The following is a 26,202-nucleotide window of genomic DNA, read 5'->3' on the forward strand; positions in this document are numbered from 1 at the left end:
GCAATCTACTTAGTCGGAAAAAGTGTGAATGGCACGTCGGTAACAGGATCAAATTTCATCTCAAATCCCCCCATATCACTAATCAACTTTGGGTTTTCTTTCGATTTCGAGTTCGGGACATATCCCTCCCCTACTGCGGGTAGTCTCATTTTCACGACATTGGCACCTTTATTATCTTGCCCCGTAAACTGTGGGAGGCCTTTCTCGACCCGTGTCGTTGCGAGCGTATAGGCTTTTTGCATCAACACCCAGCTGTAGAATCTTGAACTCGGATTGCCCTTACTATTAGCTTTCCTACTACCTGTAATCGGGTCAGTACCGTCGATTGCCCTTTGTTTGAATTTACTATCTGGCACCTCAGGACCATGCTTACCAACCATGTGCATCTTTTGACTGTTATTTCTCTCCACCATAGCTTTCTTCGCAGCATGTTCTGCACTTAGTTTTGGCGCAGGAGGTTTGGGCTCACCCTCATCAACCTTAGCCCCACCAACCCCACCCGGCACCTTACAACCCGGTTTATTCGGCATCGGACAGTTGGACGTCAACCCCAACGGATCAACCCACCCCGTCGGATTCGGCGTGTACTGATACTGATTAAGCCCACCCGCCAACTTCACCGGATCTGGCGTCAGATACCGTCCAACCCTTGGATCGTAATACCGATGCCGGTTGTAATGCAGCCCGCTTTCCGCATCGAAATACTGCCCCTGAAACCGCAGCGGCTGGTCCAGATAATCGTCAGCCGCCAAAGTCAGCGCAGCAACTTTGCCGTAGGCGTCGTACTGCGCTGACCAGACGATCTCGCCGCTGTAATCGGTCAACTCCAGCGGCGTACCGAGGTGATCGAGTTGGTAGTAAAACGGGCAGGCTTTCTTCGGGCCTTTGCCGTCGAGCAGGGCCAATGGACGGAAGGTGCCGGGTTCGTAGACGAAGCTTCGGTGTTGCGTCGGGCTGCTTTCGGCGACGAGGTGGTCGCCTTGCCAGAAGAACTCGGTGGTCTGACCGTCAACAGTCTTGCTGATCCGACGACCAAAGGCGTCGTAACGATAACTGGCAGTCTGGCCATCGGGTCGAGTCAGACCAATCAATCGATGCTGACTGTCGTAGCGATATTCGGTGACAAGCTTGTGCGCGGTACCCCGTCGCTCGCGAATCAGATTGCCGAAGGCGTTATAGTCATAGTGGCGATCACCCTGCATCAGCAGGCGATTGCCTTTGATCTGCGAAGGCCCCGGACGATCCTGCATCAGCAGGTTGCCGGCCGGGTCGTGAGCGAAGGACTCCGGGAGTTCGTCGCGCGAATGTCGCACGCGGATCAGCCGATCCATGGCGTCGTAGTAATAACTGCGCTGACCATGGCGGCTGTCAGCAATGCTCGCCAGGTTACCGTTCACCGCGTAGCTGTAGTGGCGCAGGTACAACGCCCGGGATGTCTGACTGACGGAATGCGCCTGCAAGCGGCCCTGTTCGTCATAGTGATAATGGCTGTGCAGCAAACCCTGCTGACGTTGTTGCTCTCGGCCAAACTCGAACTGGTGCGAGGTCAGTTGTGCGCCATTGAGGTCAATCGCCGTCAACGCACCACCCTTGGCATAGTGGTAATCAAGCTTGCTGTTGTCCGGCAGACGCATGCGCTGAAGCTGACCGCAGGCGTCATAGGCATACCGCAACGTGCCCCAGCCCTGATGCTCGGTGATCAGCCGATCCTGCACGTCATATTCGAAGGCCAGCGGATGATCCTGGCCGTCATCAACACCCACCAAACGACCGAGGCGGTCGTATTGATAAGAAACCTTGACCCCGTCCGGCAGGGTCTTTATCAGCAGGCGCCCCGCTGTATCCCGCTCATACCCGGTGATCAGCCGCGAACCGTCATCACCAAACTCGATCTTCTCCAGCAGATGACCATTGAGGTCGTAGCCGTACGCGGTACGGCGTCCGTCGAAGCCGGTTTCCTGTCGGATCAATCCGGTCGGCGTGTAGTCCAGCTGATACTTTTCGCCGGACTCGTTCTCGATCTCCGTGAGCAACAGTTGGGCATGGTCGTAGCGGTAATGCACCCGCGTGCCGTCAGGATTGATCCGCCGACTGACCAGGTGCAGATCGTCGTCATATTCGTAACGAGTGATATGGCCCAGCTCATCGCGCTCGGCGGTGACCTGGCCGTAAGCGCCGTAGCTGTATGCCCGCGTGGCGCCGGTTGGCAATGTCGTCTGAACCAGTCGGCCAACCGCATCCCATTGCTGACGAGTAATCGCACCGTGTTCGTCCTGCGTTGTGGTCCGTCGCCCCTGCGCATCGTAGGAAAAGCGCCGTACACCACCGTCAGGCAAGGTTTCTTCGGTCAGTTGCCCAAGGTCGTTCCACAGCAACACATGCCGACTGGTGTCCGGGTAACGAATCGACAGCAACTGCCCACGGGCGTCGTAGTGGTAATGGGTAATCTGGCCATCAGGATCGACCGCTTCGGTGACATCGCCCTGAGCATTACGTCGATAACCCCAAACCGCATCGCCACGCGTACGGCTGTGCAGGAAACCGTTGCGATACTCGTAGGACGTTGGCGCATCACCCGGTGGAATCAGCGCGATCAGCCGTCCGACATCGTCGTAGCGATATTCAGTGACGGCACCAAGCGCGTCCTGCTCGGCCGTCAACCGCCCCTGAGCGTCATACGCCTTGAGATGTTCGCCACCATTGGCCTCGACCTTGCGCACCAGCCGCGCACGGTCGTCGTGAACGTAAACCTCTTCGGTGCCATCAACGTAATGCACCGCGACACTGCCGGCGTCGTCCCAGACATACCGCGTGTCCATCTGCGAAAACGACGCCCAATGCCGCACGCACCGCGCCGCTATCCCGGAACGCTCCCACTCCCAGTAAAAACTCGCACCCCCGGCCAATTGCCGTTGCAGGATGACGTGCGCATCGTCGTAGTCGTATCGCTCGCTTTCCCCGGCCGCATTGGTCGCTTCGATCAAGCGGCGCAGGGCGTCGTAGCGGTAACTGACCAGCGTCTGTTCGGTCGCCCAGGGCTCGGCAAGGTTCAGCGCCGGATCAAAACGCTGGTAATCCACCGCGACCAACTGCGCCCGGTCGTAACGCAACAACAGCGCCCGACCAGCACCGTTGTCGAGGCGCGAAATCCTGTCAGACCGATCGCGAAGCACAGTCAGACGATTGCCATAAGCATCGCTGATCGCCGTCAAACGCCCGGCCCGAAAGTGATAAAACCGCGACGCTTCCCCGGCCAGTGCGAGGATCAATTCCTCCGGCTCATCCCCAAGAAAAATCGCTGCCCGCGACAGGCTGTTATGAATCGCCGGCCGTTCAACACTCGGCAACGGAAACCGCGTCCGGCGGTTCTCGTGATCGACCCAAACCACCGCATCGCCATCAAAGTCCAGCCGATGCGCCAGCGAATGGCTCCAGCCGAAACCCAGTCCGACATCCAGTTCAACAGCGCTGGTTCGATAAACGCGGGTGAAGTCGAATGGCAGCCGCCCATCCAGCGTGCCATCCGTAAGGGTCAGCAATTCCTCGCCCGTGACCATCGACACCGGACAGCCATTGGTGCAGGTCAGCGGCCCACAGTCGGCACTGTCACCGTTAGGATTTTTCGCCTGATCGGGGGAGTCGTCGTGATGTTGGTTTTTCTTAAGCGCGGCATTGCGCTTGGCATCCCAGCGCAGTTGCATCCGGCCTTTTTTCACCCCGGCAGCAATGCCCCGCGCGGCGACAGTCTTGTAGCGGTCGACGTAGTCGATAAAGGTACTGACGATGCCGAACATCGCCTTCACCAATCGTTTCACCGCTGCCAGCAGTTGCGCACCGCGATCAGCCAGACGGAACGTCAGATAAGCAACCCCGGCGCCAGCGCCGACAAACGTCAGTACAACGCCGATCAGCACGTCGATCAGCAACTGCACAACGATCATCGATACCGCTTCAGCCGTTTTGCCAGCGATTTCACTGGGCGGCAGCATCTCCAACCAGAGGCTCGCACTGCGTAACAGCAGACACAGCGCGGCTTCGTCACTGACCAGCAGCTGGAGTTTCTCCATCATCTGCGGCGCAGTTTTCGCCAGTTCGATCAGATCATTCGCGGCACTCCCCAGGCGCTCGGCAAACTTGCCGGGGTCCTGAAGAATCTCCGACAGCAATCCAATGCTGTCCCACACGCCCTCAATCGCCGCCCAACTGCCCGCGAGCATGCCATTGCCTGCCGCTGTCGCCACCGACTGCGACCACTGCGGTTTAAACGTCTGCCACTCACCGCGCAGCCAGCCATCCAGTTGACCGGTCAGGCCATCGTAGGAAGTGAAAAGCTCTTCGAGCTGCTCCGGCGTGACCTCACTGCGCACCAGCACCCGATAAAACTTGCCGGGTGTGCCGCTGAATGAACCTTTGCCTTGCGCATCGAGAGTTACAGGGGTGACCTCGCCCCCATCCATCGCCACCACATCGACGACGATGTCACCCAGCGGAATGTCATACAGCGACTCGAACTTGCTCTCGATCTCCATCTTCTTGTCCGCAGGGCACTGAACGACGCTGGAGAAGAAGTTGTCATCACCACTGCTGACGGCAGTGCTGCGGTCGCCGAAAACAATCACCCGCTCCATGCCCATCAGCGACGGCAAATCCGCTGCATAGCTGATGCGGTCAGCGCTCTGGCTGAACCAGTGTTTGAGTTGTTGGCGGTAGAGGCTGAGGGTGTCGGGAAAGCTGTCGAGTTCCTGCTCGATACGCGAGAAAGCGTCCATCAGCACACGACTGGATACGGGGCGGAATGAAATATCGGGTCGAACATGAACGTTCCCTCGCGCAGAAATTTAGGCGCGAGGACTTTGCGGGGGATCAGCCAGAAAATAAGTCAGGAAAGTAAGCGATTGCCGTAGGAAAAATCTGTAACCGCATCAACGGAATAAACGGGTAAATCAAAACGCAAACATGGCGTGAGGTTTCCCTCACGCCATGTTTATCGAACAGACCACAACAGGTTGATTACGCGAAGCCGCGAGTGCTCAATTCTTTCAGTTTGAGCTCGGCCAGCGGATGCCCGGCCTTGGCGGCCATATTCCACCAGCGCGCGGCTTCGGCAGCGTCCGGGGCTTTGCTCGGCGTACCCGCCAGACTGATGACGCCGACCTGATAAGCCGCTTTGCCATCACCCGCCAGCGCTGCCAACCGCAGTAAACGTACGCCTTCCTCCCGCGCGCCAAGACCGACACCACGAAAGGTCAGGATGTGCCCGTAGAAGCTTTGCGCGCCGACATCTCCGAGGTTGGCCATGCGCGCAAACTGGCCTTCGAGCCAGCGCCAGCCGCGTGGCTGGCGGACAAACCACGACCAGTGAAACAACCGGCGAGCCAGCCAATAACTGGCCCGCGCCTTGAGTTTTAAGAACACTCAGGCCTCCGCCGATTCCGGGTACTCGTATTCGAAGACACGGACCACTTCCGAAGCATGCCAGGAGGCTGCCGCGACGCCGTCAGACGGCCCGGAAAAACGTCCGAGACGTTCAACGCATTCAAAAAAACCGGTGCGCGGTAAACGGCTGGCGCCCTGACTGATGACCAGCGAACTGCGCAACGGCTGTTCGGCCCTGGCGTCGAGTGCTGCCAGATGCTCAAGTGCTGCGGTCAGGGTCTGCATCGCCGGGGTCGGCAATTGCAAACGTTCGAGCAAGGCCCGATAGGTTAAAAGATGACGCTGTCTGCGCGCCTGATCCAACTCACCCAGCAATCCGTCCCAATGTTGACGACTGATGCGTACGCTCACGATTCGTCCCTCCAACCCGGCACCGTCAATTCCCAGGCCAGACTGCGGCGAATCGCGGCGTCGGGCTGACGCTCGCCACTTTCGATCATGGCCAGATAAGACGGGCTGATGCCTACCGTGCGGGCGAGCGCCTCAATGGCGATGCCCTTCCCTTCGCGCAAATTGCGTAGTTGATCCAGGCCCGGAAGAATCGGGTCCGGCGATGCCGCGAGCGGCGCTGGAGCCTGCCGCGCTGGTGCTTCGTTGATGCCTGCTGCTTTCAATAGAGCCTGATACTGAGCCCATGGCAAAACCGCATATTCGGGTTCGCCATCGCGTGCAATTATCTGAATATCCATGACTACCCCGTAGGACAACACCGCTTAGCGAGTCGGCACTTTTCCCTAGAAGTGTAATCCTAACAGCGGCTAAGGTCGCGGGGGGTATCAATCTGAATGCGCGTAGTGTGAATCAGGGCTTTTTTGGCCCCTGAAGTTGCAGTTGTTCCGGTGTATCGGGCAGACGCTCGACGACTGCGAGCTTTTCCGGTTGCTGGCGGTTGCGCCAGAGTCTGAAAGCACTGAGTTCATCGTCGAGGGTTTTCATCACCCAGGCGAGGACGGCGATGTCATCGAGCATGCCGAATACCGGGATGAAATCCGGAATCGCATCCACCGGGCTGAGGAAGTACATCAGGCCCGCTACCACCGAAATCATTGCTTTGGGGCTGATCGCACGATATTCGCCACGCCAGTACGCGAGGCACAACGCCTGCAACAGGCGCAGATCATCTTTGAGCTTGCCCAGGCGATTGCCTTGCGCGGCACCTTTGCTGGCGACTGCAAACAACAGGGTCGGCAGACGCCCGCGAGCCAGCAGTCGTCCGGCCAGAGGCAGGAATCGAGCGAAATTCCACGGAGCTTTCATCTTTTCTTCCCGTTGAAATGTTATCCACACAAATTGTGGATAACCTTGTGAACAGAGCTGCATTTCAGCGCTGAAAGCCCCGTTTCATAAGGGCTGCGCTCAGATCGGGCGTTTTTTACTCACATAAAAACCCCCAATATTTCATTGACTTGGCAGCCAAGGGCGTCTAGCGCTGGCAGCCTCAAAGGCTATGACTGCTCTGACCGGCTTCGGTTCGCTCTGTTTAACCCCAGCGAAGCCCGGATGCAACAACGCCCCGCATAAGCGAGGCGTTGTTTTCAAAGCGGACGTTGCTTACTTGGCAGCAGCGTCTTCTTTGGCTGGGTCCTTGATGGCCAGCAGTTCCAGGTCGAACACCAGCACCGAGTTGGCTGGGATTGCCGGGCTTGGGGACTGCGCGCCGTAGGCCAGATCGCTAGGGATGTACAGCTTGTACTTCTCGCCAACGTGCATCAGTTGCAGACCTTCGACCCAACCCGGGATCACACCGCTAACCGGCAGATCGATCGGGCTGCCGCGCTCGACAGAGCTGTCGAATACGGTGCCGTTGGTGAGTTTGCCGGTGTAGTGAACGGTCACTACGTCGGTCGGCTTAGGCTGTGGGCCGTCGGCTTTCTTCACCACTTCGTACTGCAGACCGGAAGCGGTGGTGGTCACGCCGGCTTTCTTGCCGTTTTCTTCGAGGAATTTCTTGCCGGCAGATGCCGACTCTTCGCTCATCTTGGCCATGCGCTCTTCAGCACGCTTTTGCAGCGCGGCGAAGGCTTCAACCAAGTCTTCATCTTTCAGCTTCTGTTCTTTCTTGCCGACGGCATCTTCGATGCCCTGGGCTACTGCTTTGGAGTCCAGATCATCCATGCCTTCCTGAGCAAGGCTTTTGCCCATGTTCAGGCCGATACCGTAGGAAGCTTTCTGCGCCGGGGTTTTCAGCTCTACGCTGGTCTGCGAATCACAACCCGCAAGTACCAGGCTAACCAGGGCTACCGCCGCCGCCAACCGATGCTGTTTCATGCTATTTCCTTGTTCATGCGCCGAAAGGGCAATCGAGTAAAGCCGCGAGCTTATCAGGCCGCCACGACCAATGGCTACCGGCATGAGAGCAGGAATCTTCCGATAAGTTCATGGATTAAAAACCATTTGAGCAAAGGCACGATGAAGCTTCTGTCATCTTGGCCCGACACGGACTGATGAGCACTCCCCCACACTTGGCGTAATGGCCACTTGCCGCACCTGCACGACTGAGGCATAAACAGCGCAACAATTCGACAAGGATGTTTATCTTGCGCCTCTTATTCCGTGTGCTGATTCTGATGGTTTTGCTGCTGGGCCTCGTCCTGGCGGTGGTTCTGTATTACATCGCGAATCCGAAATTGCCCTTCTACACCCCGGTAAAACAGGTGCATTACCTGAACCAGTGGACCGAAGAGCAGCGGCAAATCTATTACTTCACCCCGCAGGGCACGCAGGTCAAAGGCTTGCGTTATGAGTGGTTCCAGGCGCTGGAGTTGCCGTTCTCGGAACAACGATTTGCGTCCCCGGAATACCTCGCACGCTTCGGTTTTCTGGTCGATCCGCAGCAAAAAGCATCGGCAAACAATCCGGGAAATCTGCCAGTCGGTTTCGCCAGACACCAGAATCCCGGCAGTTCCGAGCAATATCTGGACATAACTTGTGCGGCCTGCCACACCGGTGAACTGCGTTTCAAAGGCCAGGCTGTGCGTATTGATGGCGGCACAGCACAGCATGTGTTGCCTTCCAGTGTTCCTACATTACGTGGCGGCAGTTTCGGACAGGCATTGGTGGCAAGTCTCGCGTCCACTTACTACAACCCGTGGAAATTCGAACGCTTCGCCCGCAACGTACTGGGCGCTGATTACCAGGCGCGACACGAACAACTGCGCAAGGATTTCAAGGTTTCACTGGATACCTTCCTGAAAGTCGCCTGGAACGACACCCATCGCGGCCTCTATCCCACCGAAGAAGGCCCGGGCCGCGCCGACGCGTTCGGACGGATTGCCAACGCCACGTTCGGCGACGCGATTTCCCCCGCCAACTATCGCGTGGCCAATGCTCCGGTGGACTACCCGCAACTGTGGGACATGTGGACATTCGACTGGGTGCAGTGGAACGGTTCGGCCCAGCAACCAATGGCGCGCAACATCGGCGAGGCGCTGGGCGTTGGCGCCACCCTGAACTTCTTCGACGCGGATGGTCAGCCACTGCAAGGCAAAGAGCGGTATGCCTCCAGTGTCCGTGTACGCGACTTGTACAAGATCGAAGAAACCCTGCAAAAACTGCAAGCACCGGCATGGCCCGAAGAGTTGCTCGGCGCCGTCGACAAACCACTGGCAGCCAAGGGACGCGCTCTGTTCGCAGAGAATTGCGCAGGCTGCCATGTCCCTCGCCAGACACAGGAAGGCGAGCGCTGGGTGCAGCATTTGCACATGCTGCCCGTGGATGTCATCGGCACCGATCCCGGTGCTGCGGAAAACATCGCCAATCACCGTTTCGACGTGAGCGCGCTGCAATGGGATGTCGCCGAGCTTGAGCAAATGGACGTCAAACTGCATCCAAAACCCAAGGAGCCGCTGGATCTGAGTCAAATGTCGGTGGCCAAGGGCCTGGCTTACGTCACCGCGTTTGTCGAAGACCGTGCCTACCGCGAAGCCGGAATCACTACGCCCGAAGAAAAAGCACAGCTTGATGGTTTCGGCCTGCCGATCGGCGTTCGCGAAAAGGTCGCTTACAAGGCGCGGCCATTGGCCGGGGTGTGGGCGACGCCACCGTTCCTGCACAACGGCTCAGTGCCGAGCCTTTATCAATTGCTCTCGCCGCAGGACGAGCGCGCCAGCACTTTCTATAAGGGCAACTTCGAATACGACCCAAGACACCTCGGTTATCGCACCGAAGCCTTCACCAACGGCTTCCTGTTCGACACGCGCATCACCGGCAACCACAACAGCGGCCATGAATTCCGCGCCGGTGAACGCGGCAAAGGCGTCATCGGCCGACTGCTGCAGCCTGAGGAGCGCTGGGCGTTGCTGGAATACCTGAAAGTGCTCGGCGGCCCGCTGGAGGCGCAATTGCCATGATCATGCCCACATTCAAAAAGGAATTATCGTTGTTCGCTCGGCTGTGGCTGGGGCTCGGTCGTCTGATTGGGCGGATTTTTCTGTTTCTGATAGTCGTCAGCCTGATCGGTTGGGCCGTGGCCACGGCGTGGTTTGCCTGGCAGCATCGCGGCCCGGTATCGGCGCTGGAGCAGATTCCGCCCGGCGAAGCGGCCATGACTCAAGACGTGATTCAGACTGCCGTGCGTATCGTCGATCAACACCGGGAAAGCACTCGCTACCTGCGTGACGCTCACGCCAAGGCTCATGGTTGTGTGAAAGCCGAGGTTCAGGTGTTGCCGGAACTTGCACAGTCGCTGCGCCAAGGGGTTTTCAGCGAGCCGGGCAAAACCTGGCAGGCGCTGATCCGCCTGTCCAATGGCAACGCCTACCCGCAGTTCGACAGCATCCGTGATGCCCGGGGCATGGCGATCAAATTGCTCGATGTGCGCGGCCAGCCACTACTGAGCGACCGCCAGGGACAGAACGAACAGGATTTCGTGATGTTCAGTCACCCGAACTTCTTTGTCAGCGATGTCGCCGAGTATCGTCAGAATGTGGCGGCGCAGGCTGACGGCAAAAAGATCATGGCGTTTTTTCCGGGCTGGAATCCACGTACCTGGGAGATTCGTCATTTGCTCATCGCACTGGCGACGCTCGCGCCGCCACCGGAAAGTCCGACGCGTACCACCTACTTTTCGGTGTCGCCGTACAAATTCGGTGAGGCCAATGCCAAGTTTCGGGTGATGCCTGATCCAGACAATTGCCCGGCCTACACTTTGCCGCCGCGAAACCATGATCTGCCGAACTTCCTGCGCAGTGCGTTGAGTCAGCAATTGTCGACCGATCGGGTGCCTGCGTGCTTTGTGCTGCAGATTCAGCGGCAGGATGCGAACAAGTACATGCCGATTGAGGACACCAGCATTGAATGGCGTGAGCAGGATTCAGCGTTTGAAACTGTGGCGCGAATCACCCTGCCCCCTCAGGACTTCGACACCCCGGCGCTGAATCTGCAATGCGATAACTTGTCGTTCAATCCGTGGTTCGGGATTGAGGCACATCGGCCGATTGGCGGGATCAACCGCTTGCGCAAAGCGGTGTATGAGGCGGTGAGCGATTACCGGCATAGCCAGAACGCGGCTCAATAGGTTCTGCAAAGTTACCTGTGGCGAGGGGATTTATCCCCGTTGGGCTGCGCAGCAGCCCCGTCTTTCAATTCCGGGCCTGCTGCGCACGCCAACGGGGATAAATCCCCTCGCCACAGAATCACCAGCAAATCGGCCAAAAACCAAATCCCGGACAGCAAAAAGCCCGCACTAGGCGGGCTTTCTGTGGTGACCTGGCGTTCAGTGTTCCAGGTTACCGAATATGGCGCAGCGGACGGGACTCGAACCCGCGACCCCCGGCGTGACAGGCCGGTATTCTAACCGACTGAACTACCGCTGCGCGAAACGCTTGAAACGAATGGTGGGTGATGACGGGATCGAACCGCCGACATTCTGCTTGTAAGGCAGACGCTCTCCCAGCTGAGCTAATCACCCTTCGCTTCGTTACGGGACGCATTATGCCACAAGTTTTCGTAAAGTGTTGATTTAATTGAAGTTTTTTTCAAATAAATCCGAAAACCAGTAAAACGACACATCCCGCGGGTACAACTTGCAAACTTGAGGCAGAAAAAAGCCCGCCTAAGCGGGCTCTTCCGTGGTGACCTGGCGTTCAGCGATCCAGGTTACCGAATATGGCGCAGCGGACGGGACTCGAACCCGCGACCCCCGGCGTGACAGGCCGGTATTCTAACCGACTGAACTACCGCTGCGCTAAACACTTGAAACGAATGGTGGGTGATGACGGGATCGAACCGCCGACATTCTGCTTGTAAGGCAGACGCTCTCCCAGCTGAGCTAATCACCCTTCGCTTCGGTGTGGCGCGCATTCTACGGAGCGACCCAACCTCTGGCAAGCACTTTTTTAAATAATTTTCTCAGGCCTTCCAAAGGCTTAGAGAAGGGTTGGCCTATGCCACGGCGAAGACAATAATGCGCTCCTTTGTATAAAGGAGAGACTCACCCCATGTGGTTCAAAAACCTGCTTATCTATCGCCTGACCCAAGACCTGCCTGTCGATGCCGAGGCGCTGGAAACTGCACTGGCCACCAAACTGGCGCGTCCATGTGCAAGCCAGGAGTTGACCACCTACGGTTTCGTCGCGCCGTTCGGCAAAGGCGAAGATGCTCCACTGGTGCACGTCAGCGGTGATTTCCTGCTGGTCGCGGCACGTAAAGAAGAACGCATTCTGCCGGGCAGCGTCGTGCGCGACGCGGTCAAGGAAAAGGTCGAAGAGATCGAAGCCGAGCAAATGCGCAAGGTCTATAAGAAGGAACGCGATCAGATCAAGGATGAAATCATCCAGGCGTTCCTGCCGCGCGCCTTCATCCGTCGTTCGTCGACCTTCGCCGCCATCGCGCCAAAACAAGGCCTGATCCTGGTCAACTCGGCCAGCCCGAAACGCGCTGAAGACCTGCTCTCCACCCTGCGCGAAGTGATTGGCACCCTGCCCGTTCGTCCGCTGACGGTAAAAATGTCGCCAACCGCGACCATGACCGAATGGGTCACCACCCAGAAAGCCGCCGACGACTTCTTCGTGCTCGACGAATGCGAACTGCGCGACACCCACGAAGATGGCGGGATCGTGCGTTGCAAGCGTCAGGATCTGACCAGCGAAGAAATCCAGCTGCACCTGAGCACTGGCAAAGTGGTCACTCAGCTGTCACTGGCCTGGCAGGACAAACTGTCGTTCATGCTCGACGACAAGATGACCGTCAAACGTCTGAAGTTCGAAGACTTGCTGCAGGATCAGGCGGAACAGGACGGTGGCGAAGAGGCCCTCGGCCAGCTCGATGCCAGCTTCACCCTGATGATGCTGACCTTCGGCGACTTCCTGCCGGCACTGGTTGAAGCGCTGGGCGGTGAAGAGACTCCGCAGGGGATCTAAAACAACCTGTTCCTACTGAAGGAACAGGGTCAAATGTGGGAGCTGGCTTGCCAGCGATGGCGGTGTTACAGATGGCCCAAATGGTGTCTGACACGCCGCCATCGCTGGCAAGCCAGCTCCCACAGTGTTTTGTGCTGTTCATTAATAATAAGGATCAGGCCATGCGCGCACTGGCTGCACTGAGTCGTTTTGTCGGCAACACCTTCGCTTACTGGGTTCTGATCTTCGCCGTGCTCGCGTTCCTGCAACCGGCGTGGTTCCTCGGCCTCAAAGGCGCCATCGTGCCTCTGCTGGGGCTGGTGATGTTCGGCATGGGCCTGACCCTCAAACTCGATGACTTCGCCGCTGTCGCCCGCCACCCTTGGCGTGTGGCGCTGGGCGTGGTCGCACATTTCGTGATCATGCCCGGCGTGGCTTGGTTGCTCTGCCAGATCTTCCATCTGCCACCGGAAATCGCCGTCGGCGTAATTCTGGTCGGCTGCTGCCCGAGCGGCACTTCCTCCAACGTGATGACCTGGCTGGCCAAGGGCGATCTGGCGTTGTCGGTGGCCATTGCCGCTGTCACCACCCTCCTCGCGTCATTGCTGACCCCGGCGCTGATCTGGTTGCTGGCATCCGCGTGGCTGCCGGTGTCGTTCATGGAGCTGTTCTGGTCGATCCTGCAAGTGGTGCTGCTGCCGATCATTCTTGGCGTGGTTGCCCAGCGTTTGCTCGGTGACAAGGTTCGCCATGCGGTGGATGTGTTGCCGCTGGTGTCGGTGGTCAGCATCGTGATCATCGTCACCGCAGTAGTCGCTGCCAGTCAGGCGAAAATCGCCGAATCCGGCCTGCTGATCATGGCGGTAGTGATGCTGCACAACAGTTTCGGCTACTTGCTGGGTTACTTCACCGGGCGCCTGTTCAAGCTGCCCTTGGCCCAGCGCAAGTCGCTGGCACTGGAAGTCGGCATGCAGAACTCCGGGCTGGGGGCCGCGTTGGCCAGTGCGCATTTCTCGCCGTTGGCGGCGGTGCCGAGCGCGCTGTTCAGTGTGTGGCACAACATTTCCGGGGCTCTGCTTTCAACGTACTTCCGGCGCATGAGCGATAAAGACGATGAACAATCGCTGTCGCGACAGACTGCCGATTAAGCCTGGAACTTGATCCGCGGATTAATGCTCAGCATCATGTAGGCCACGCGAGGACGACCTTGCGGCTCAATCGAGTTATTAATCCGGGGACGACCCCTTCTATCGATGGAGGTCTTTTATGTCCTGGATCATTCTGTTTTTCGCCGGCCTGTTTGAAGTCGGCTGGGCCGTCGGCCTGAAGTACACCGACGGTTTCAGCCGTCCACTCCCGACCGCACTGACCATTGCGGCCATGGCTATCAGCCTTGGCCTGCTGGGCCTTGCGATGAAGGAATTGCCGCTGGGCACGGCTTATGCGATCTGGACCGGGGTCGGTGCCGTGGGCACGGTGATTGCCGGGATCATTCTGTTTGGCGAGTCGATGGCGTTCTTTCGGCTGGCCAGTGTGGGGTTGATCATTGCCGGGTTGGTCGGGCTCAAGATCAGCACTTAGGCCTCTGGACCTATCGCTGGCAAGCCAGCTCCCACAGGGATCTTCAGTGAACACAAATCCCGTGTACACCATCGAACCTGTGGGAGCTGGCTTGCCAGCGATGAGGCCAGCACCGTCAGCAACTATCTAACGGAACCGCGCAATTCCCCGACCAACGCCTGCAACTTCGCAGGCTCCGCCGCTTCAACCGCCACCGGCGTACCCGCCACCAAAGTCACCCGCGACCACAACCGGTGAAACAAGCCCTTGTGCGGATCGCGACTGAAGAAACTCCCCCACAAGCCCTGCAACGCCAGCGGAATCACCGGCACCGGCGTCTCTTCGAGAATCCGCGTCAGCCCGCCCCGGAACTCGTTCATCTCGCCATCTGCAGTCAATTTGCCCTCGGGGAAGATGCACACCAACTCACCGTCCTTCAGATACTGGGCAATCCGGGTGAAGGCTTTTTCGTAGATTTGAATGTCTTCCTGGCGCCCGGCGATAGGAATCGCCCCCGCCGTGCGGAAGATAAAATTCAGTACCGGCAAGTTGTAGATCTTGTAGTACATGACAAAGCGAATCGGCCTACGCACCGCGCCGCCGATCAACAAGGCATCGACGAACGAAACGTGGTTGCACACCAGCAATGCCGCGCCTTCATCAGGAATCGCTTCGAGGTTGCGGTGTTCAACGCGATACATGGAATGGCTGAGCAGCCAGATCATGAAACGCATGCTGAACTCGGGGACGATTTTGAAGATGTAGGCGTTGACGCCGATGTTCAGCAGCGACACCACCAGGAACAACTGTGGAATCGACAGCTTGGCCACGCTCAGCAGCACAATCGAGACAATCGCCGAGACCACCATAAACAGCGCGTTGAGAATGTTGTTGGCGGCAATCACCCGCGCCCGCTCGTTTTCGGCAGTGCGTGACTGGATCAACGCATACAGCGGCACGATGTAGAAACCGCCAAAGATGCCCAAGCCAAGAATGTCGACCAGCACCGCCCAGGTGTGAACAAAGCCCAGCACTTCAATCCAGCTATGGCCGGTGACGCTGTCCGGAATACCACCGGAATGCCACCACAGCAGCAAACCGAAAACCGTCAGACCAAAAGAGCCGAACGGCACCAGACCGATTTCGACTTTACGCCCGGAGAGCTTCTCGCAGAGCATTGAACCGAGGGCGATGCCGACCGAGAACACGGTCAAAATCAGCGTCACCACAGTTTCGTCGCCGTGCATCCACTCCTTGGCGTAGGCCGGGATCTGCGTCAGATAAATCGCCCCGACAAACCAGAACCACGAGTTGCCGACAATCGACCGCGAAACTGCTGGCGTCTGCCCCAGACCCAATTTTAGGGTCGCCCAGGACTGGCTGAAGATGTTCCAGTTCAGGCGCATTTGCGGTGTCGAAGCCGCCGCCCGCGGAATGCTGCGACTGGCCAGATAACCCAGCACGGCAATGCCGACGATGGCGGTCGACACCAGCGGCGCGTAATGCGTCGAAGACATCATCACTCCGGCGCCGATGGTGCCGGCGAGGATCGCCAGAAACGTGCCCATCTCCACCAGACCGTTGCCGCCGACCAGTTCGTCTTCGCGCAACGCCTGCGGCAGGATCGAATACTTTACCGGCCCGAACAGCGCCGAGTGGGTGCCCATGGCAAACAGCGCCACCAGCATCAGCGACAGGTGATCAAAGAGGAAACCGACCGAGCCCACCGCCATGATGGCGATTTCCGCCAGTTTGATTACGCGGATCAACGCGTCCTTGGCGAACTTTTCCCCAAACTGCCCGGCCAGCGCCGAAAACAGGAAGAACGGCAGAATAAACAGCAACGCACACAGGTTGACCCAGATCGAGCGGTCACCCTCGATGGTCAGTCGATACAGAATGGCGAGGATCAGCGACTGCTTGAACACGTTGTCGTTGAACGCGCCCAGCGACTGCGTAATGAAGAACGGCAAAAAGCGCCGTGTGCGCAGCAGGTTGAACTGTGAGGGGTGACTCATCTTCCGTGTTTCCCTGATGTTTAAGGTAGAGAGGCCTGGATACTGGTTATTGGAATCACCAACCGCGATCCAGGCCACACATTACCTAAACTTTTCAGGTTATTTCTTCAAACCTGCGATGCACGGAGAGACAAACAGCTCACCGCGCCACGCGCCCTGCACGGTGCGCTTGCCAACGATCAGCCACATCACCGTCAGCAACGCCACCAGCGCGCAGCCGACCACGCTGAAAAATGCCAGGTTCAGGGTGCTCGCCAGCTTCAACGTTGCCAGCGAATAAACACCCAACGGGAAGGTGAAACCCCACCAGCCAAGGTTGAACGGGATGCCGGCACGCAGGTAGCGCGCAGTGATCAGCAACGCCATCAACATCCACCACAGGCCCAAGCCCCACAGGGTGATCCCCGCGATCAGCCCCAGACCCGAAGCGATTTCACCGATACCCGGCAAGCCGTTGGCGGCGAAGATCGCCGGGGCGTCACTGCCGAGCAGCAACATGCCCAATGCACCGGTACCGATGGGGCCGAGGGCCAGCCAACTCGATGCAGCCATGTTTTCGTGAGGCAATTTGTGCAGCGCCATACGCAGCACCAGAATCGTCAGAATGCTGAATGCCATCGGCAGGGAAAATGCCCAGAGCACGTAGCTTGTCACCAGCACCACCAGTTGCGCATGGGCATCGGCGAGATGCGGTGCCAGCAGACCACCGCTGGCCGCCGCCACTTCCGCCGCCACCACCGGCAGCAGCCAGACAGCGGTCATCTGATCGATGCTGTGTTCCTGACGGGTAAACATCATGTAGGGAATCATCACGCCGCAGACCAGTGACATCGCCACATCCAGCCACCACAGCACTTCGGCCAGATGAATCACGCCCTCGCCCCAGCGCGGCAGACCGAACAGCAGAAAGCCGTTGATGATGGTCGCCAGGCCCATGGGAATGGTGCCGAAGAACATCGACACGGTGGAGTGGCCGAAGATCCGCCGCGCTTCGTCGAAGAACATGATCCAGCGAGCGGTGTAGGCCAGGGTAAACAGGATGAACAACAAAATGTTGAACATCCATAGCCCCTCGGCCACCGCGTGTAAACCGGGAATGGCGAGAGGCAATTGCGCCAACGCCAATGCCAGCACGCCGGTACCCATGGTCGCGGCGAACCAGTTCGGCGTGAATTGGCGGATCACTTCACGCGGATGCTGAAGTTGGCTGAACGGCTTGAGGCCGGGTTTGGCGCTGTTGGGGCAAATCATCATGAACTCCTGTCCTCAGGTGAGGTTGAGTTCATGGTAGATCCGAATCGAATATCTATATAACGGGTAATATCTCTAACTGTTATCTGTTTTACCAATAAGCCGTCAAACGCTGCCTTCACTCTCGATCACCAAAATCCGCGCCGCACCCTGCGGATGCGCGACATGCTCGGTGCCGATGGAGGCATAGAAGATATCGCCCACCTCCAGCAACACCTGCTTTTCTTCACCCTGCTCGCGATAACGCATCTGCACCTGACCATCGAGCACCACGAACACTTCTTCGCCATCGTTGACGTGCCATTTGTATGGCTGATCGGTCCAGTGCAGGCGCGTGGTGATGCCGTTCATGTTGGCGATGTCGAGTGCGCCCCAGGCGCGTTCGGCGGTGAAGGTTTTGCTGCGGATAATCTTCATGTGTCGATCCGTGAAAGAAGGTCGGGGCCAAGGCTAACCGAAACGCTCGCGCTTATGGAGCGCTGCACGCCTTGACCGCTTGCGGACGCAGACTGAGCAACAACGCGCCGACCGCCAGGACGATCAATGCTCCACCGTAACCATCGGTGGTCGCCAGCAAGCCAAAAGTGCGGGTCAGATGTCCCGCCAGCAACGCCGGCAGACAAAACGCCAAGTAACTTAACGCGTAATACGCCGACATCAGCCCCGCCCTTTCATGCGGCAAGGCCAGCGGCACCAGGCTGCGCACTGCGCCGAGAAACCCCGAGCCAAAGCCGCAACCGGCGACCAATGTGCCGAGGAAAAACACCGACAGACTGGCGCTGTGTACGCCCAGCAGAATCAGTACCACGCCAATTGGCAGCAAAATGGCGCCGAGTTGCAAGGCGCGGACGGCACGCCGATTTCGCAGGGTGAAAATCATCAGCGCACCGGTCACGGTCAACGCCGCCACAGTCGCGCCGCCGATCAGGTTGGAAGTTGAGCCAGTAGCTGTGCGCACCAGCGACGGTGCCAGCGAAGCATAGAAACCGCCGAGCGCCCAGGTTGCGATGTTCAGCGGCAGCACGCGCCAAAGCGTCGCCCGGGCCTGAACCGGTACGTGCAAGGTTGGCCGCAGTGAGGCCCACGCGCCGGCCTGCGGCGAAACTGTTTCCGGCAGACGCCAGACGTACAGCGCCTGCGCCACAAACATTGCCAGCAACAACCAATAAGTCAGTTGCAACGGTGCCGGTGCGAATTCTGCGAGCAATCCACAACCCATTCCGCCCAACGCCATACCCAGCAATGGCGCCACGCTGTTGATCAGCGGGCCTTGCTGGCGGTCGGTGTCGAGCAGGGTTGCGCTCAAAACCGCAGTGGCCATGCCAGTGGCGAAACCTTGCAGCACTCGCGCACTGATCAGCCACTCCACGCTGTCGGCGCTTATAAACAGGAGCATGGCCAGCGCGTTGAGCAGCACCGCAGTAAATATCACCGGTTTGCGCCCCAGATGATCGGACAGTGAGCCGACGGTCAGTAAAGCCACCAACAGGCTCAGGGCGTAGACCCCGAAGATCAGCGTCAGGACCGCAGCGGAAAAATGCAGCTGATCCTGATACAGGTGATACAGCGGCGTCGGCGCAGTGGAGGCGGCGAGAAAACTCAGTAAAGTAATCGCCAGAAACCACAGGCTGAAACGGTTTGAAGCTGGTCGGGTCAAGAGGCCGGTCATGTGCACACTCCACAAAAGCTAATTTTTTGCTTTTGCGGAGTGTGCTCTCGGCTTTGGCTTAAAGCAAATTCTTTGTGTTAAGGTCTGGCGCATGGCTATTAAAGAAGGTTTACGCCCGGGCGGCCGCAGTGCCCGGGTGCAGGAATCGATTCACACGGCAGTGCGCACCCTCCTCGAAGAACAGGAGCGTGCGACCGTGACCGTGCCGCAAATCGCTGCACGCGCAGGCGTCACGCCGTCGACCATCTATCGGCGCTGGGGCGATCTGGCGGCGTTGCTCGCGGATGTCGCCCTCGCCCGCATGCGCCCTGACAGCGAGCCGGCAGCAACCGGCAGCCTGCGCAGCGACATCCGCGCCTGGGCCGAACAATATCTCGACGAGATGAGTTCCGAGCCCGGCCGCAACATGATGCGCGACGTGCAGGCGAGTGCTACGCCGGGGTATTGCGTGGCGATCATTGGGGCGCAATTGCAGACGATCATTGAGCGACACCCGGAAGAAACGGCGCCGAGTGTTGATCATCTGATCAATCTGGTGGTGGCGCCGGTGGTGTTTCGCATCCTGTTTTCAGCGGCGGCGCTGGAGGTGAATGAGCTGCATCGGTTGATCGATATCGCATTGCAGCAGGATTGACGCCATCGCTGGCAAGCCGGCTCCCACAGGGGTTCTTCAGTGGACACAGACTTGTGAACACCACCCAGACCCTGTGGGAGCCAGCCTGCTGGCGATGAGGGCCACCCGGTCATCCCGAAAACCGACCGGTTCCACCTCTGCGACACCCCGCCACGCCACGACCTTGGTCGACACTGACTAACCGCCACACTCATGCGAGACTGTCCGCCCGGGCCGGATTCCCGGGTGTCTTTTTGTCTGGAGTGCTGCATGTCGTTGTCCAGCGGGCTGATCGCCGCCGTCGCCCTGGCCTATATGGCCATCATGTTCGCCATCGCCTTCTACGGCGACCGTCGCAGCGCGCCTTTGCCGCCGCGCATGCGTGCCTGGGTGTACAGCCTGTCGCTGGCGGTTTATTGCACCAGTTGGACGTTCTTCGGCGCGGTCGGTCAGGCCGCCGAACAACTCTGGTCATTCCTGCCGATTTACCTCGGGCCGATCCTGCTGCTGGTGGGCGCGCCGTGGGTTCTGCAAAAAATGGTGATGATCAGCAAACAGGAGAACATCACCTCCATCGCCGACTTCATCGCTGCGCGTTACGGCAAATCCCAGTCGCTGGCAGTGGTGGTGGCGCTGATCTGTCTGGTCGGCGTTCTGCCCTATATTGCCCTGCAACTCAAAGGCATCGTGCTCGGCGTGAACCTGTTGATCGGCGCCGGTGCCGATGCCATGGGCACTCGCGCCCAGGACACGGCACTGATCGTGTCGCTGGTGCTGGCGCTGTTCACTATCGTGTTTGGTACGCGAAACCTCGATGCCACCGAGCACCACCGTGGCATGGTGCTGGCGATTGCGTTCGAATCGCTGGTCAAACTGTTCGCCTTTCTCGCCGTCGGCGCGTTCGTTACCTACGGGCTGTACGACGGTTTCGACGACCTGTTCAATCAGGCGATGCTCGCACCGCGCCTTGAGGAATACTGGAAAGAAACAATCAATTGGCCGTCGATGGTGGTGCAGACCGGCGTGGCGATGATGGCGATCATTTGCCTGCCCCGGCAGTTCCACGTCACCGTGGTGGAGAACATCGACCCGCAGGATCTGCGCCTGGCCAAATGGGTGTTTCCGGCTTACCTCGCCTTGGCCGCACTGTTTGTAGTCCCGATCGCTCTCGCCGGTCAGATGCTGTTACCGGCCGACGTTCTGCCCGACTCGTTCGTCATCAGCCTGCCATTGGCGCAAGCCCATCCGGCACTGGCGATGCTGGCTTTTATCGGCGGCGCGTCGGCGGCCACCGGCATGGTGATTGTCGCCAGCGTCGCGTTGTCGACCATGGTTTCCAACGACATGCTGTTGCCGTGGCTGCTGCGCCGCAACAACGCCGAGCGCCCGTTCGAAGTGTTCCGCCAGTGGATGCTGTCGGTGCGCCGCGTGAGCATCGTGGTCATTTTGCTGCTGGCCTACGTCAGCTATCGCTTGCTCGGTTCCACCGCCAGCCTGGCGACCATCGGCCAGATCGCTTTCGCCGCCGTGACCCAACTGGCCCCGGCGATGCTCGGCGCGTTGTACTGGAAACAGGCCAACCGTCGCGGGGTGTTCGCCGGTCTCGCCGCGGGTACGTTCCTGTGGTTTTACACGCTGATTCTGCCGATTGCCGCCCACAGCCTCGGCTGGTCGCTGAGCAGTTTCCCCGGTCTGGCGTGGCTGCACAGCAATCCACTGAACCTGCCGATCAGCCCGTTGACTCAAGGCGTGGTGCTGTCGCTGGCGGGTAACTTCACGCTGTTCGCCTGGGTCTCGGTGCTGTCGCGCACACGGGTTTCGGAACACTGGCAGGCCGGGCGGTTCATCGGTCAGGAAATCAGCGCCCGGCCGAGTGCGCGCTCGATGCTTGCGGTGCAGATCGACGATTTGCTGCAACTCGCAGCACGTTTTGTCGGCGAGGAACGCGCACGGCAGAGCTTCATCCGCTTCGCCTATCGCCAGGGCAAAGGCTTCAACCCGAACCAGAACGCCGATGGCGAATGGATCGCCCACACCGAACGCTTGCTGGCCGGTGTGCTGGGCGCTTCCTCAACCCGCGCCGTGGTGAAAGCCGCGATTGAAGGCCGCGAGATGCAGCTGGAAGACGTAGTGCGGATCGCCGACGAAGCCTCGGAAGTGTTGCAGTTCAACCGCGCCCTGCTGCAAGGCGCGATTGAAAACATCACCCAAGGCATCAGCGTGGTCGACCAGTCGTTGAAACTGGTGGCGTGGAACCGGCGCTATCTGGAGCTGTTCAACTACCCGGACGGCTTGATCAGCGTTGGTCGACCGATTGCCGACATCATTCGCTACAACGCCGAACGCGGTCTGTGCGGCCCCGGCGAAGCAGAAGTCCACGTCGCCCGACGCCTGCACTGGATGCGTCAGGGCCGCGCGCACACCTCTGAACGCCTGTTTCCGAATGGCCGGGTGATCGAGTTGATCGGCAACCCGATGCCGGGCGGCGGTTTTGTCATGAGTTTCACCGACATTACCGCGTTCCGCGAAGCCGAACAGGCGCTGACCGAAGCCAACGAAGGGCTGGAACAGCGGGTCACCGAGCGCACACATGAACTGTCACAACTGAACGTCGCGCTGACTGAAGCCAAGGGCACTGCCGAGGCAGCGAACCAGTCGAAAACCCGCTTCCTCGCAGCGGTCAGCCATGACCTGATGCAACCGTTGAACGCCGCACGCCTGTTCTCCGCCGCCCTCTCCCATCAGGACGAAGGCTTGAGCGGCGAAGTGCAGAAACTGGTGCAGCATCTCGACAGCTCATTGCGCTCGGCCGAGGATTTGATCAGCGATCTGCTCGATATTTCACGGCTGGAAAACGGCAAGATCAACCCGGATCGCAAGCCTTTTGCGGTCAATGAACTGTTTGACGTACTCGGCGCGGAATTCAAGGCATTGGCGCAGGAGCAAGGCTTGAAATTCCGCGTGCGCGGCAGCCATTTGCGGATCGACAGTGACGTCAAATTGCTGCGGCGGATTCTGCAGAACTTCCTTACCAACGCCTTCCGCTACGCCAAAGGGCCGGTGCTTCTGGGCGTGCGCCGACGTCAGGGGGAGTTGTGCCTTGAAGTGTGGGATCGCGGGCCGGGGATTCCGGAAGACAAGCAGCAGGTGATTTTCGAAGAATTCAAACGCCTCGACAGCCATCAGACTCGCGCCGAAAAAGGCCTGGGACTGGGTTTGGCGATTGCCGATGGCCTGTGCCGGGTACTTGGCCATACCTTGCGCGTACGCTCGTGGCCGGGGCGCGGCAGTGTGTTCAGCGTCAGCGTGCCGCTGGCCAAGGCGCAAACCGTGCAGCCGAGTGCGGCGGTCGAGCTCAACGGCAAGCTGTTGAGTGGTGCGCAGGTGCTGTGCATCGACAATGAAGACAGCATTTTGATTGGCATGAACAGCCTGCTGACGCGCTGGGGTTGCCAAGTCTGGACGGCGCGCAATCGTGAAGAGTGTGCGGCAATACTGGCTGACGGCGTGCGGCCGCAACTGGCGCTGGTGGACTATCACCTCGATCACGGCGAGACCGGCACTGAGCTGATGGCGTGGCTGCGCACGACGTTGGGTGAACCAGTGCCGGGCGTGGTGATCAGCGCAGATGGCCGGCCGGAGACGGTGGCGCAGGTGCATGCGGCGGGGCTGGATTATCTGGCGAAACCGGTAAAGCCGGCGGCATTGCGGGCGTTATTGAGTCGGCATTTACCGCTGTGACGCTCATCTTTGTGGCGAGGGAGCTTGCTCCCGCTGGGGTGCGCAGCGCCCCCAAAACCTGAAGACCGGCTATTGCTGAAGGACCGCGTTGAATGGATTGGCGGCGGCTGCGCAACCGGGCGGGAGCAAGCTCCCTCGCCACAAAATCGGGTTTACTCAGGTAACTCGACGAGGCCGTCGACGTCGGTCATCGCCCGCTCCAGCAAATCCGCCGGCAGGCTCTTGCTCGCCCGCGCGCCCAGCAATTTCAACTGCTCGCTGCGACTGACAAGGTTGCCGCGCCCTTCCGTCAGCTTGTTGCGCGCCGAGCTGTAGGCTTTGTCCAGTTGCTGCAAGCGATTGCCGACCTCGTCCAGATCCTGGATGAACAGCACGAACTTGTCGTACAGCCATCCGGCACGCTCAGCGATCTCGCGGGCGTTCTGACTCTGGCGCTCCTGCTTCCACAAGCTATCGATGACGCGCAATGTCGCCAGCAACGTGGTCGGGCTGACGATGACGATATTGCGGTCGAAGGCTTCCTGAAACAGCGTCGGCTCGGCCTGCAATGCGGCGGAAAACGCGGCCTCGATCGGCACGAACAGCAAAACAAAATCGAGGCTGTGCAAGCCGTCCAGACGCTTGTAATCCTTGCCGGCCAGGCCTTTGACGTGGTTGCGCAATGACAGCACATGCTGCTTGATCGCCGCCTGACCGATGACCTCATCATCCGCCGCCACGTATTGCTGATACGCCGTGAGACTGACTTTGGAGTCGACCACCACCTGCTTGTCGCCCGGCAGATAAATGATCACGTCAGGCTGGAAGCGTTCGCCGTCCGGGCCCTTGAGATTGACCTGAGTCTGGTACTCGCGGCCCTTCTCCAGACCGGCATGTTCCAGCACTCGCTCAAGAATCAGCTCACCCCAGTTGCCCTGGGTTTTCTGACCTTTGAGGGCGCGGGTCAGGTTGGTCGCTTCGTCGCTCAGGCGCAGGTTCAATGCCTGCAAACGCTCCAGCTCCTTGGCCAGCGAGAAGCGCTCGCGAGCTTCGGCCTGATAGCTTTCTTCCACACGTTTTTCGAAAGACTGGATGCGCTCTTTCAACGGATCGAGCAATTGTCCGAGGCGCTGCTGGCTGGTTTCGGCGAAACGCTGCTCACGCTCATCGAAGATCTTGCCCGCCAGTTCGGCGAACTGCGCCCGCAGCTCATCACGCGAGCCTTGCAGGTCGCTGAGACGTTGCTGATGGCTTTCCTGTTGCTCGCGCAGTTCGGCATTCAGCGACGCGGCCTGAGCGTCGAGACGGCGCAACTCGGCTTCTTTGTTGGCGCGCTCAAGGTTCCAGGCATGCGAAGCGTCACGGGCGTCGTCGCGTTCGATTTGCAGCAGCTCGACTTCACGGCGCAGGGCCGCAAGCTCAGCCTGTTTGGCGGCGTTGGCCTGACCCAGATCGGCGATTTCATCGCGGCTGGCCTCAAGCTGCGCGTTGAGCCCGTCCTGCGCCAGTTGCGCCATGGCCAGTCGTTCTTCGAGCACGCCGACCTCGGCTTGCCCGTTGCTCGCCCGGCGCTGCAGTTGCCAGGCCAGTGCCAGCAAGGGCAACCCTGCTCCCGCCAGACCGAGCAATACGCTGGTCAAGTCCATAGCCATAGCGACTCCTGCCGATCAGATAAAGCCTGAAGGTTAACCAAGGCGTCAGGTCTTGGACAGCTCAGTCTTCGAGCAGACCGAGTTCCTGTTGCGCACGCAGGTCACCGGCACGCGCAGCTTGACGCAGCAGGTCCTGGCCGATCCGGCGATCGCGGGCGTTGCCGCACTCACGGCACATCAACTGGCCGAGGCGGCTTTGAGCGACCACCACGCCTTCGCGAGCGGGTTGCTTGAGCAGGCGGCCGGCAAGGTGCTTGGCATTTTGGCTATCGCCCAGGCGCGGAGTATCCAGCAGCCATTCAGCCACTCGCACGGAAAAACGCTTGGGAGAGGTAACACTGGAGGGAGTAGCGGTAACAGAGTCTGATACTGAGCGAAACTTCATAAAGCACTGTGGGGCAGATCGGAAGGCGCGCCACTCTACTCTCTTTTTCCTACAGGTAAAGTCTAAAAAAACCCGGCACGCCCGTGCTAGAGCAAGCGCTCGGGACAATCCACAGAAGCTGTGGATAAGTCAGTGGACAACCGCCCTTGAACTCGCGCAAACCCTTGTGGAATGGGGCTCGCAGTCAAACTGACGATTTTTTCACCAACAAAAAAAACCGATGTTTTTCATTGACTTAAACTTTCGTTGCAGGCAGCCATCAGGGTCAGGATCGATATGACAGTGCCGTGACAGCTTGCGCAACTAATGTGCACAAGTACCTGTTACCCGGTTATATCGATGCGCTTTTTCGGGTCGTTTTCACAGCTCGTCTGGGGATAACCAGCTCCGGAGGCTGTTCGGGTTCCGATGGCTGGCGCGACCGGTGGTCGAAACCTGAACCAATTCGGGGCGGTTCAGGTGGAGCTGTAGCGGATTAAGGGGACACACCGGAAGGCTTGAGCAAACTATTTCAGCTGAGGGTTTGCATTACAGATTCTGTTCCGTTAGTATCCGCGGCGT

General features: G+C 59.1%; 19 protein-coding genes and 4 tRNA genes. 7 read left to right on the forward strand and 16 right to left on the reverse strand.

Annotated elements, in window-relative coordinates:
- Window positions 1-5: 5 nt before the first annotated feature.
- The 6 genes from ACTWLJ_RS27225 to ACTWLJ_RS27250 form a co-directional block, all read right to left on the reverse strand.
- A complete protein-coding gene (locus ACTWLJ_RS27225; protein WP_445179207.1) occupies window positions 6-4,769 on the reverse strand; it encodes an RHS repeat-associated core domain-containing protein in 4,764 nt (1,587 codons plus the stop codon).
- Window positions 4,770-5,010: 241 nt separating this feature from the next.
- Window positions 5,011-5,415, reverse strand: coding sequence for a sel1 repeat family protein (locus tag ACTWLJ_RS27230; protein WP_445179208.1), 405 nt, complete (start codon window positions 5,413-5,415; stop codon window positions 5,011-5,013).
- Entirely contained in the window at window positions 5,416-5,787 is a 372-nt protein-coding gene (locus ACTWLJ_RS27235; RefSeq protein ID WP_007898892.1) for a hypothetical protein, read from the reverse strand.
- Window positions 5,784-6,125: a helix-turn-helix domain-containing protein gene (locus ACTWLJ_RS27240; RefSeq protein WP_401219328.1), complete on the reverse strand. Its 342-nt coding sequence runs from the start codon at window positions 6,123-6,125 to the stop codon at window positions 5,784-5,786. The genes ACTWLJ_RS27235 and ACTWLJ_RS27240 overlap by 4 nt, the downstream gene beginning before the upstream one ends.
- Before the next feature lie 112 nt (window positions 6,126-6,237).
- On the reverse strand, window positions 6,238-6,693 hold the full coding sequence (locus ACTWLJ_RS27245; RefSeq protein WP_401219325.1) for a YkvA family protein: 456 nt from the start codon (window positions 6,691-6,693) through the stop codon (window positions 6,238-6,240).
- Between the two features lie 294 nt (window positions 6,694-6,987).
- Window positions 6,988-7,704 (reverse strand): FKBP-type peptidyl-prolyl cis-trans isomerase, encoded by a 717-nt coding sequence (locus ACTWLJ_RS27250; protein ID WP_445179209.1) that lies wholly within the window; start codon window positions 7,702-7,704, stop codon window positions 6,988-6,990.
- A gap of 269 nt (window positions 7,705-7,973) precedes the next feature.
- Here ACTWLJ_RS27250 and ACTWLJ_RS27255 point away from each other — a divergent pair, with 269 nt between their 5' ends.
- Together ACTWLJ_RS27255 and ACTWLJ_RS27260 are read left to right on the forward strand one after the other, a co-directional pair.
- Window positions 7,974-9,785, forward strand: a complete 1,812-nt coding sequence (locus ACTWLJ_RS27255) for a di-heme-cytochrome C peroxidase (RefSeq protein WP_445179210.1) — start codon at window positions 7,974-7,976, stop codon at window positions 9,783-9,785.
- Window positions 9,782-10,951, forward strand: coding sequence for a catalase family protein (locus ACTWLJ_RS27260; protein ID WP_445179211.1), 1,170 nt, complete (start codon window positions 9,782-9,784; stop codon window positions 10,949-10,951). The genes ACTWLJ_RS27255 and ACTWLJ_RS27260 overlap by 4 nt, the downstream gene beginning before the upstream one ends.
- 221 nt (window positions 10,952-11,172) lie before the next feature.
- On the opposite strand, the gene ACTWLJ_RS27265 is transcribed toward ACTWLJ_RS27260, so the two are convergent.
- The 4 genes from ACTWLJ_RS27265 to ACTWLJ_RS27280 form a co-directional block, all read right to left on the reverse strand.
- Window positions 11,173-11,249: transfer RNA gene (locus tag ACTWLJ_RS27265), tRNA-Asp, on the reverse strand.
- Window positions 11,250-11,268: 19 nt separating this feature from the next.
- Window positions 11,269-11,344: transfer RNA gene (locus tag ACTWLJ_RS27270), tRNA-Val, on the reverse strand.
- Window positions 11,345-11,542: 198 nt separating this feature from the next.
- Window positions 11,543-11,619, reverse strand: a tRNA-Asp gene (locus ACTWLJ_RS27275).
- A 19-nt stretch (window positions 11,620-11,638) separates the two neighbouring features.
- A tRNA-Val gene (locus ACTWLJ_RS27280) sits at window positions 11,639-11,714 on the reverse strand.
- Between the two features lie 159 nt (window positions 11,715-11,873).
- Here ACTWLJ_RS27280 and rdgC point away from each other — a divergent pair.
- The 3 genes from rdgC to sugE all read left to right on the forward strand — a co-directional run bounded on the left by rdgC (window position 11,874) and on the right by sugE (window position 14,354).
- Window positions 11,874-12,794, forward strand: a complete 921-nt coding sequence (gene rdgC / locus ACTWLJ_RS27285; protein ID WP_445179212.1) for a recombination-associated protein RdgC — start codon at window positions 11,874-11,876, stop codon at window positions 12,792-12,794.
- A 161-nt stretch (window positions 12,795-12,955) separates the two neighbouring features.
- Window positions 12,956-13,921: a bile acid:sodium symporter family protein gene (locus ACTWLJ_RS27290; RefSeq protein WP_445179213.1), complete on the forward strand. Its 966-nt coding sequence runs from the start codon at window positions 12,956-12,958 to the stop codon at window positions 13,919-13,921.
- Between the two features lie 118 nt (window positions 13,922-14,039).
- Window positions 14,040-14,354 (forward strand): quaternary ammonium compound efflux SMR transporter SugE, encoded by a 315-nt coding sequence (gene sugE, locus ACTWLJ_RS27295; protein WP_401217509.1) that lies wholly within the window; start codon window positions 14,040-14,042, stop codon window positions 14,352-14,354.
- 122 nt (window positions 14,355-14,476) lie between these two features.
- Here the strand turns inward: sugE and ACTWLJ_RS27300 are convergent, their stop codons facing one another.
- From ACTWLJ_RS27300 to ACTWLJ_RS27315, 4 genes are all read right to left on the reverse strand, one after another.
- Window positions 14,477-16,351 carry an MFS transporter gene (locus ACTWLJ_RS27300; protein ID WP_445179214.1) on the reverse strand — a complete coding sequence of 625 codons (1,875 nt, stop codon included), beginning with the start codon at window positions 16,349-16,351 and terminating at the stop codon, window positions 14,477-14,479.
- A 99-nt stretch (window positions 16,352-16,450) separates the two neighbouring features.
- Window positions 16,451-17,602: a TDT family transporter gene (locus ACTWLJ_RS27305; RefSeq protein WP_445181427.1), complete on the reverse strand. Its 1,152-nt coding sequence runs from the start codon at window positions 17,600-17,602 to the stop codon at window positions 16,451-16,453.
- A 105-nt stretch (window positions 17,603-17,707) separates the two neighbouring features.
- On the reverse strand, window positions 17,708-18,019 hold the full coding sequence (locus ACTWLJ_RS27310; protein WP_401217518.1) for a cupin domain-containing protein: 312 nt from the start codon (window positions 18,017-18,019) through the stop codon (window positions 17,708-17,710).
- 52 nt (window positions 18,020-18,071) lie between these two features.
- A complete protein-coding gene (locus tag ACTWLJ_RS27315; RefSeq protein WP_445181428.1) occupies window positions 18,072-19,259 on the reverse strand; it encodes an MFS transporter in 1,188 nt (395 codons plus the stop codon).
- Window positions 19,260-19,362: 103 nt separating this feature from the next.
- Here ACTWLJ_RS27315 and ACTWLJ_RS27320 point away from each other — a divergent pair, with 103 nt between their 5' ends.
- Together ACTWLJ_RS27320 and ACTWLJ_RS27325 are read left to right on the forward strand one after the other, a co-directional pair.
- Window positions 19,363-19,905, forward strand: a complete 543-nt coding sequence (locus ACTWLJ_RS27320; protein WP_445179215.1) for a TetR/AcrR family transcriptional regulator C-terminal ligand-binding domain-containing protein — start codon at window positions 19,363-19,365, stop codon at window positions 19,903-19,905.
- A gap of 249 nt (window positions 19,906-20,154) precedes the next feature.
- Complete coding sequence (locus ACTWLJ_RS27325; RefSeq protein ID WP_445179216.1) at window positions 20,155-23,625, forward strand: hybrid sensor histidine kinase/response regulator; 3,471 nt, start codon at window positions 20,155-20,157, stop codon at window positions 23,623-23,625.
- A 152-nt stretch (window positions 23,626-23,777) separates the two neighbouring features.
- On the opposite strand, the gene rmuC is transcribed toward ACTWLJ_RS27325, so the two are convergent.
- Entirely contained in the window at window positions 23,778-25,142 is a 1,365-nt protein-coding gene (gene rmuC / locus ACTWLJ_RS27330) for a DNA recombination protein RmuC (protein WP_445181429.1), read from the reverse strand.
- 175 nt (window positions 25,143-25,317) lie between these two features.
- Window positions 25,318-25,641, reverse strand: coding sequence for a sel1 repeat family protein (locus tag ACTWLJ_RS27335; RefSeq protein ID WP_401217527.1), 324 nt, complete (start codon window positions 25,639-25,641; stop codon window positions 25,318-25,320).
- Window positions 25,642-26,202 lie beyond the last annotated feature (561 nt).

The organism is Pseudomonas sp. McL0111, assembly GCF_052567255.1.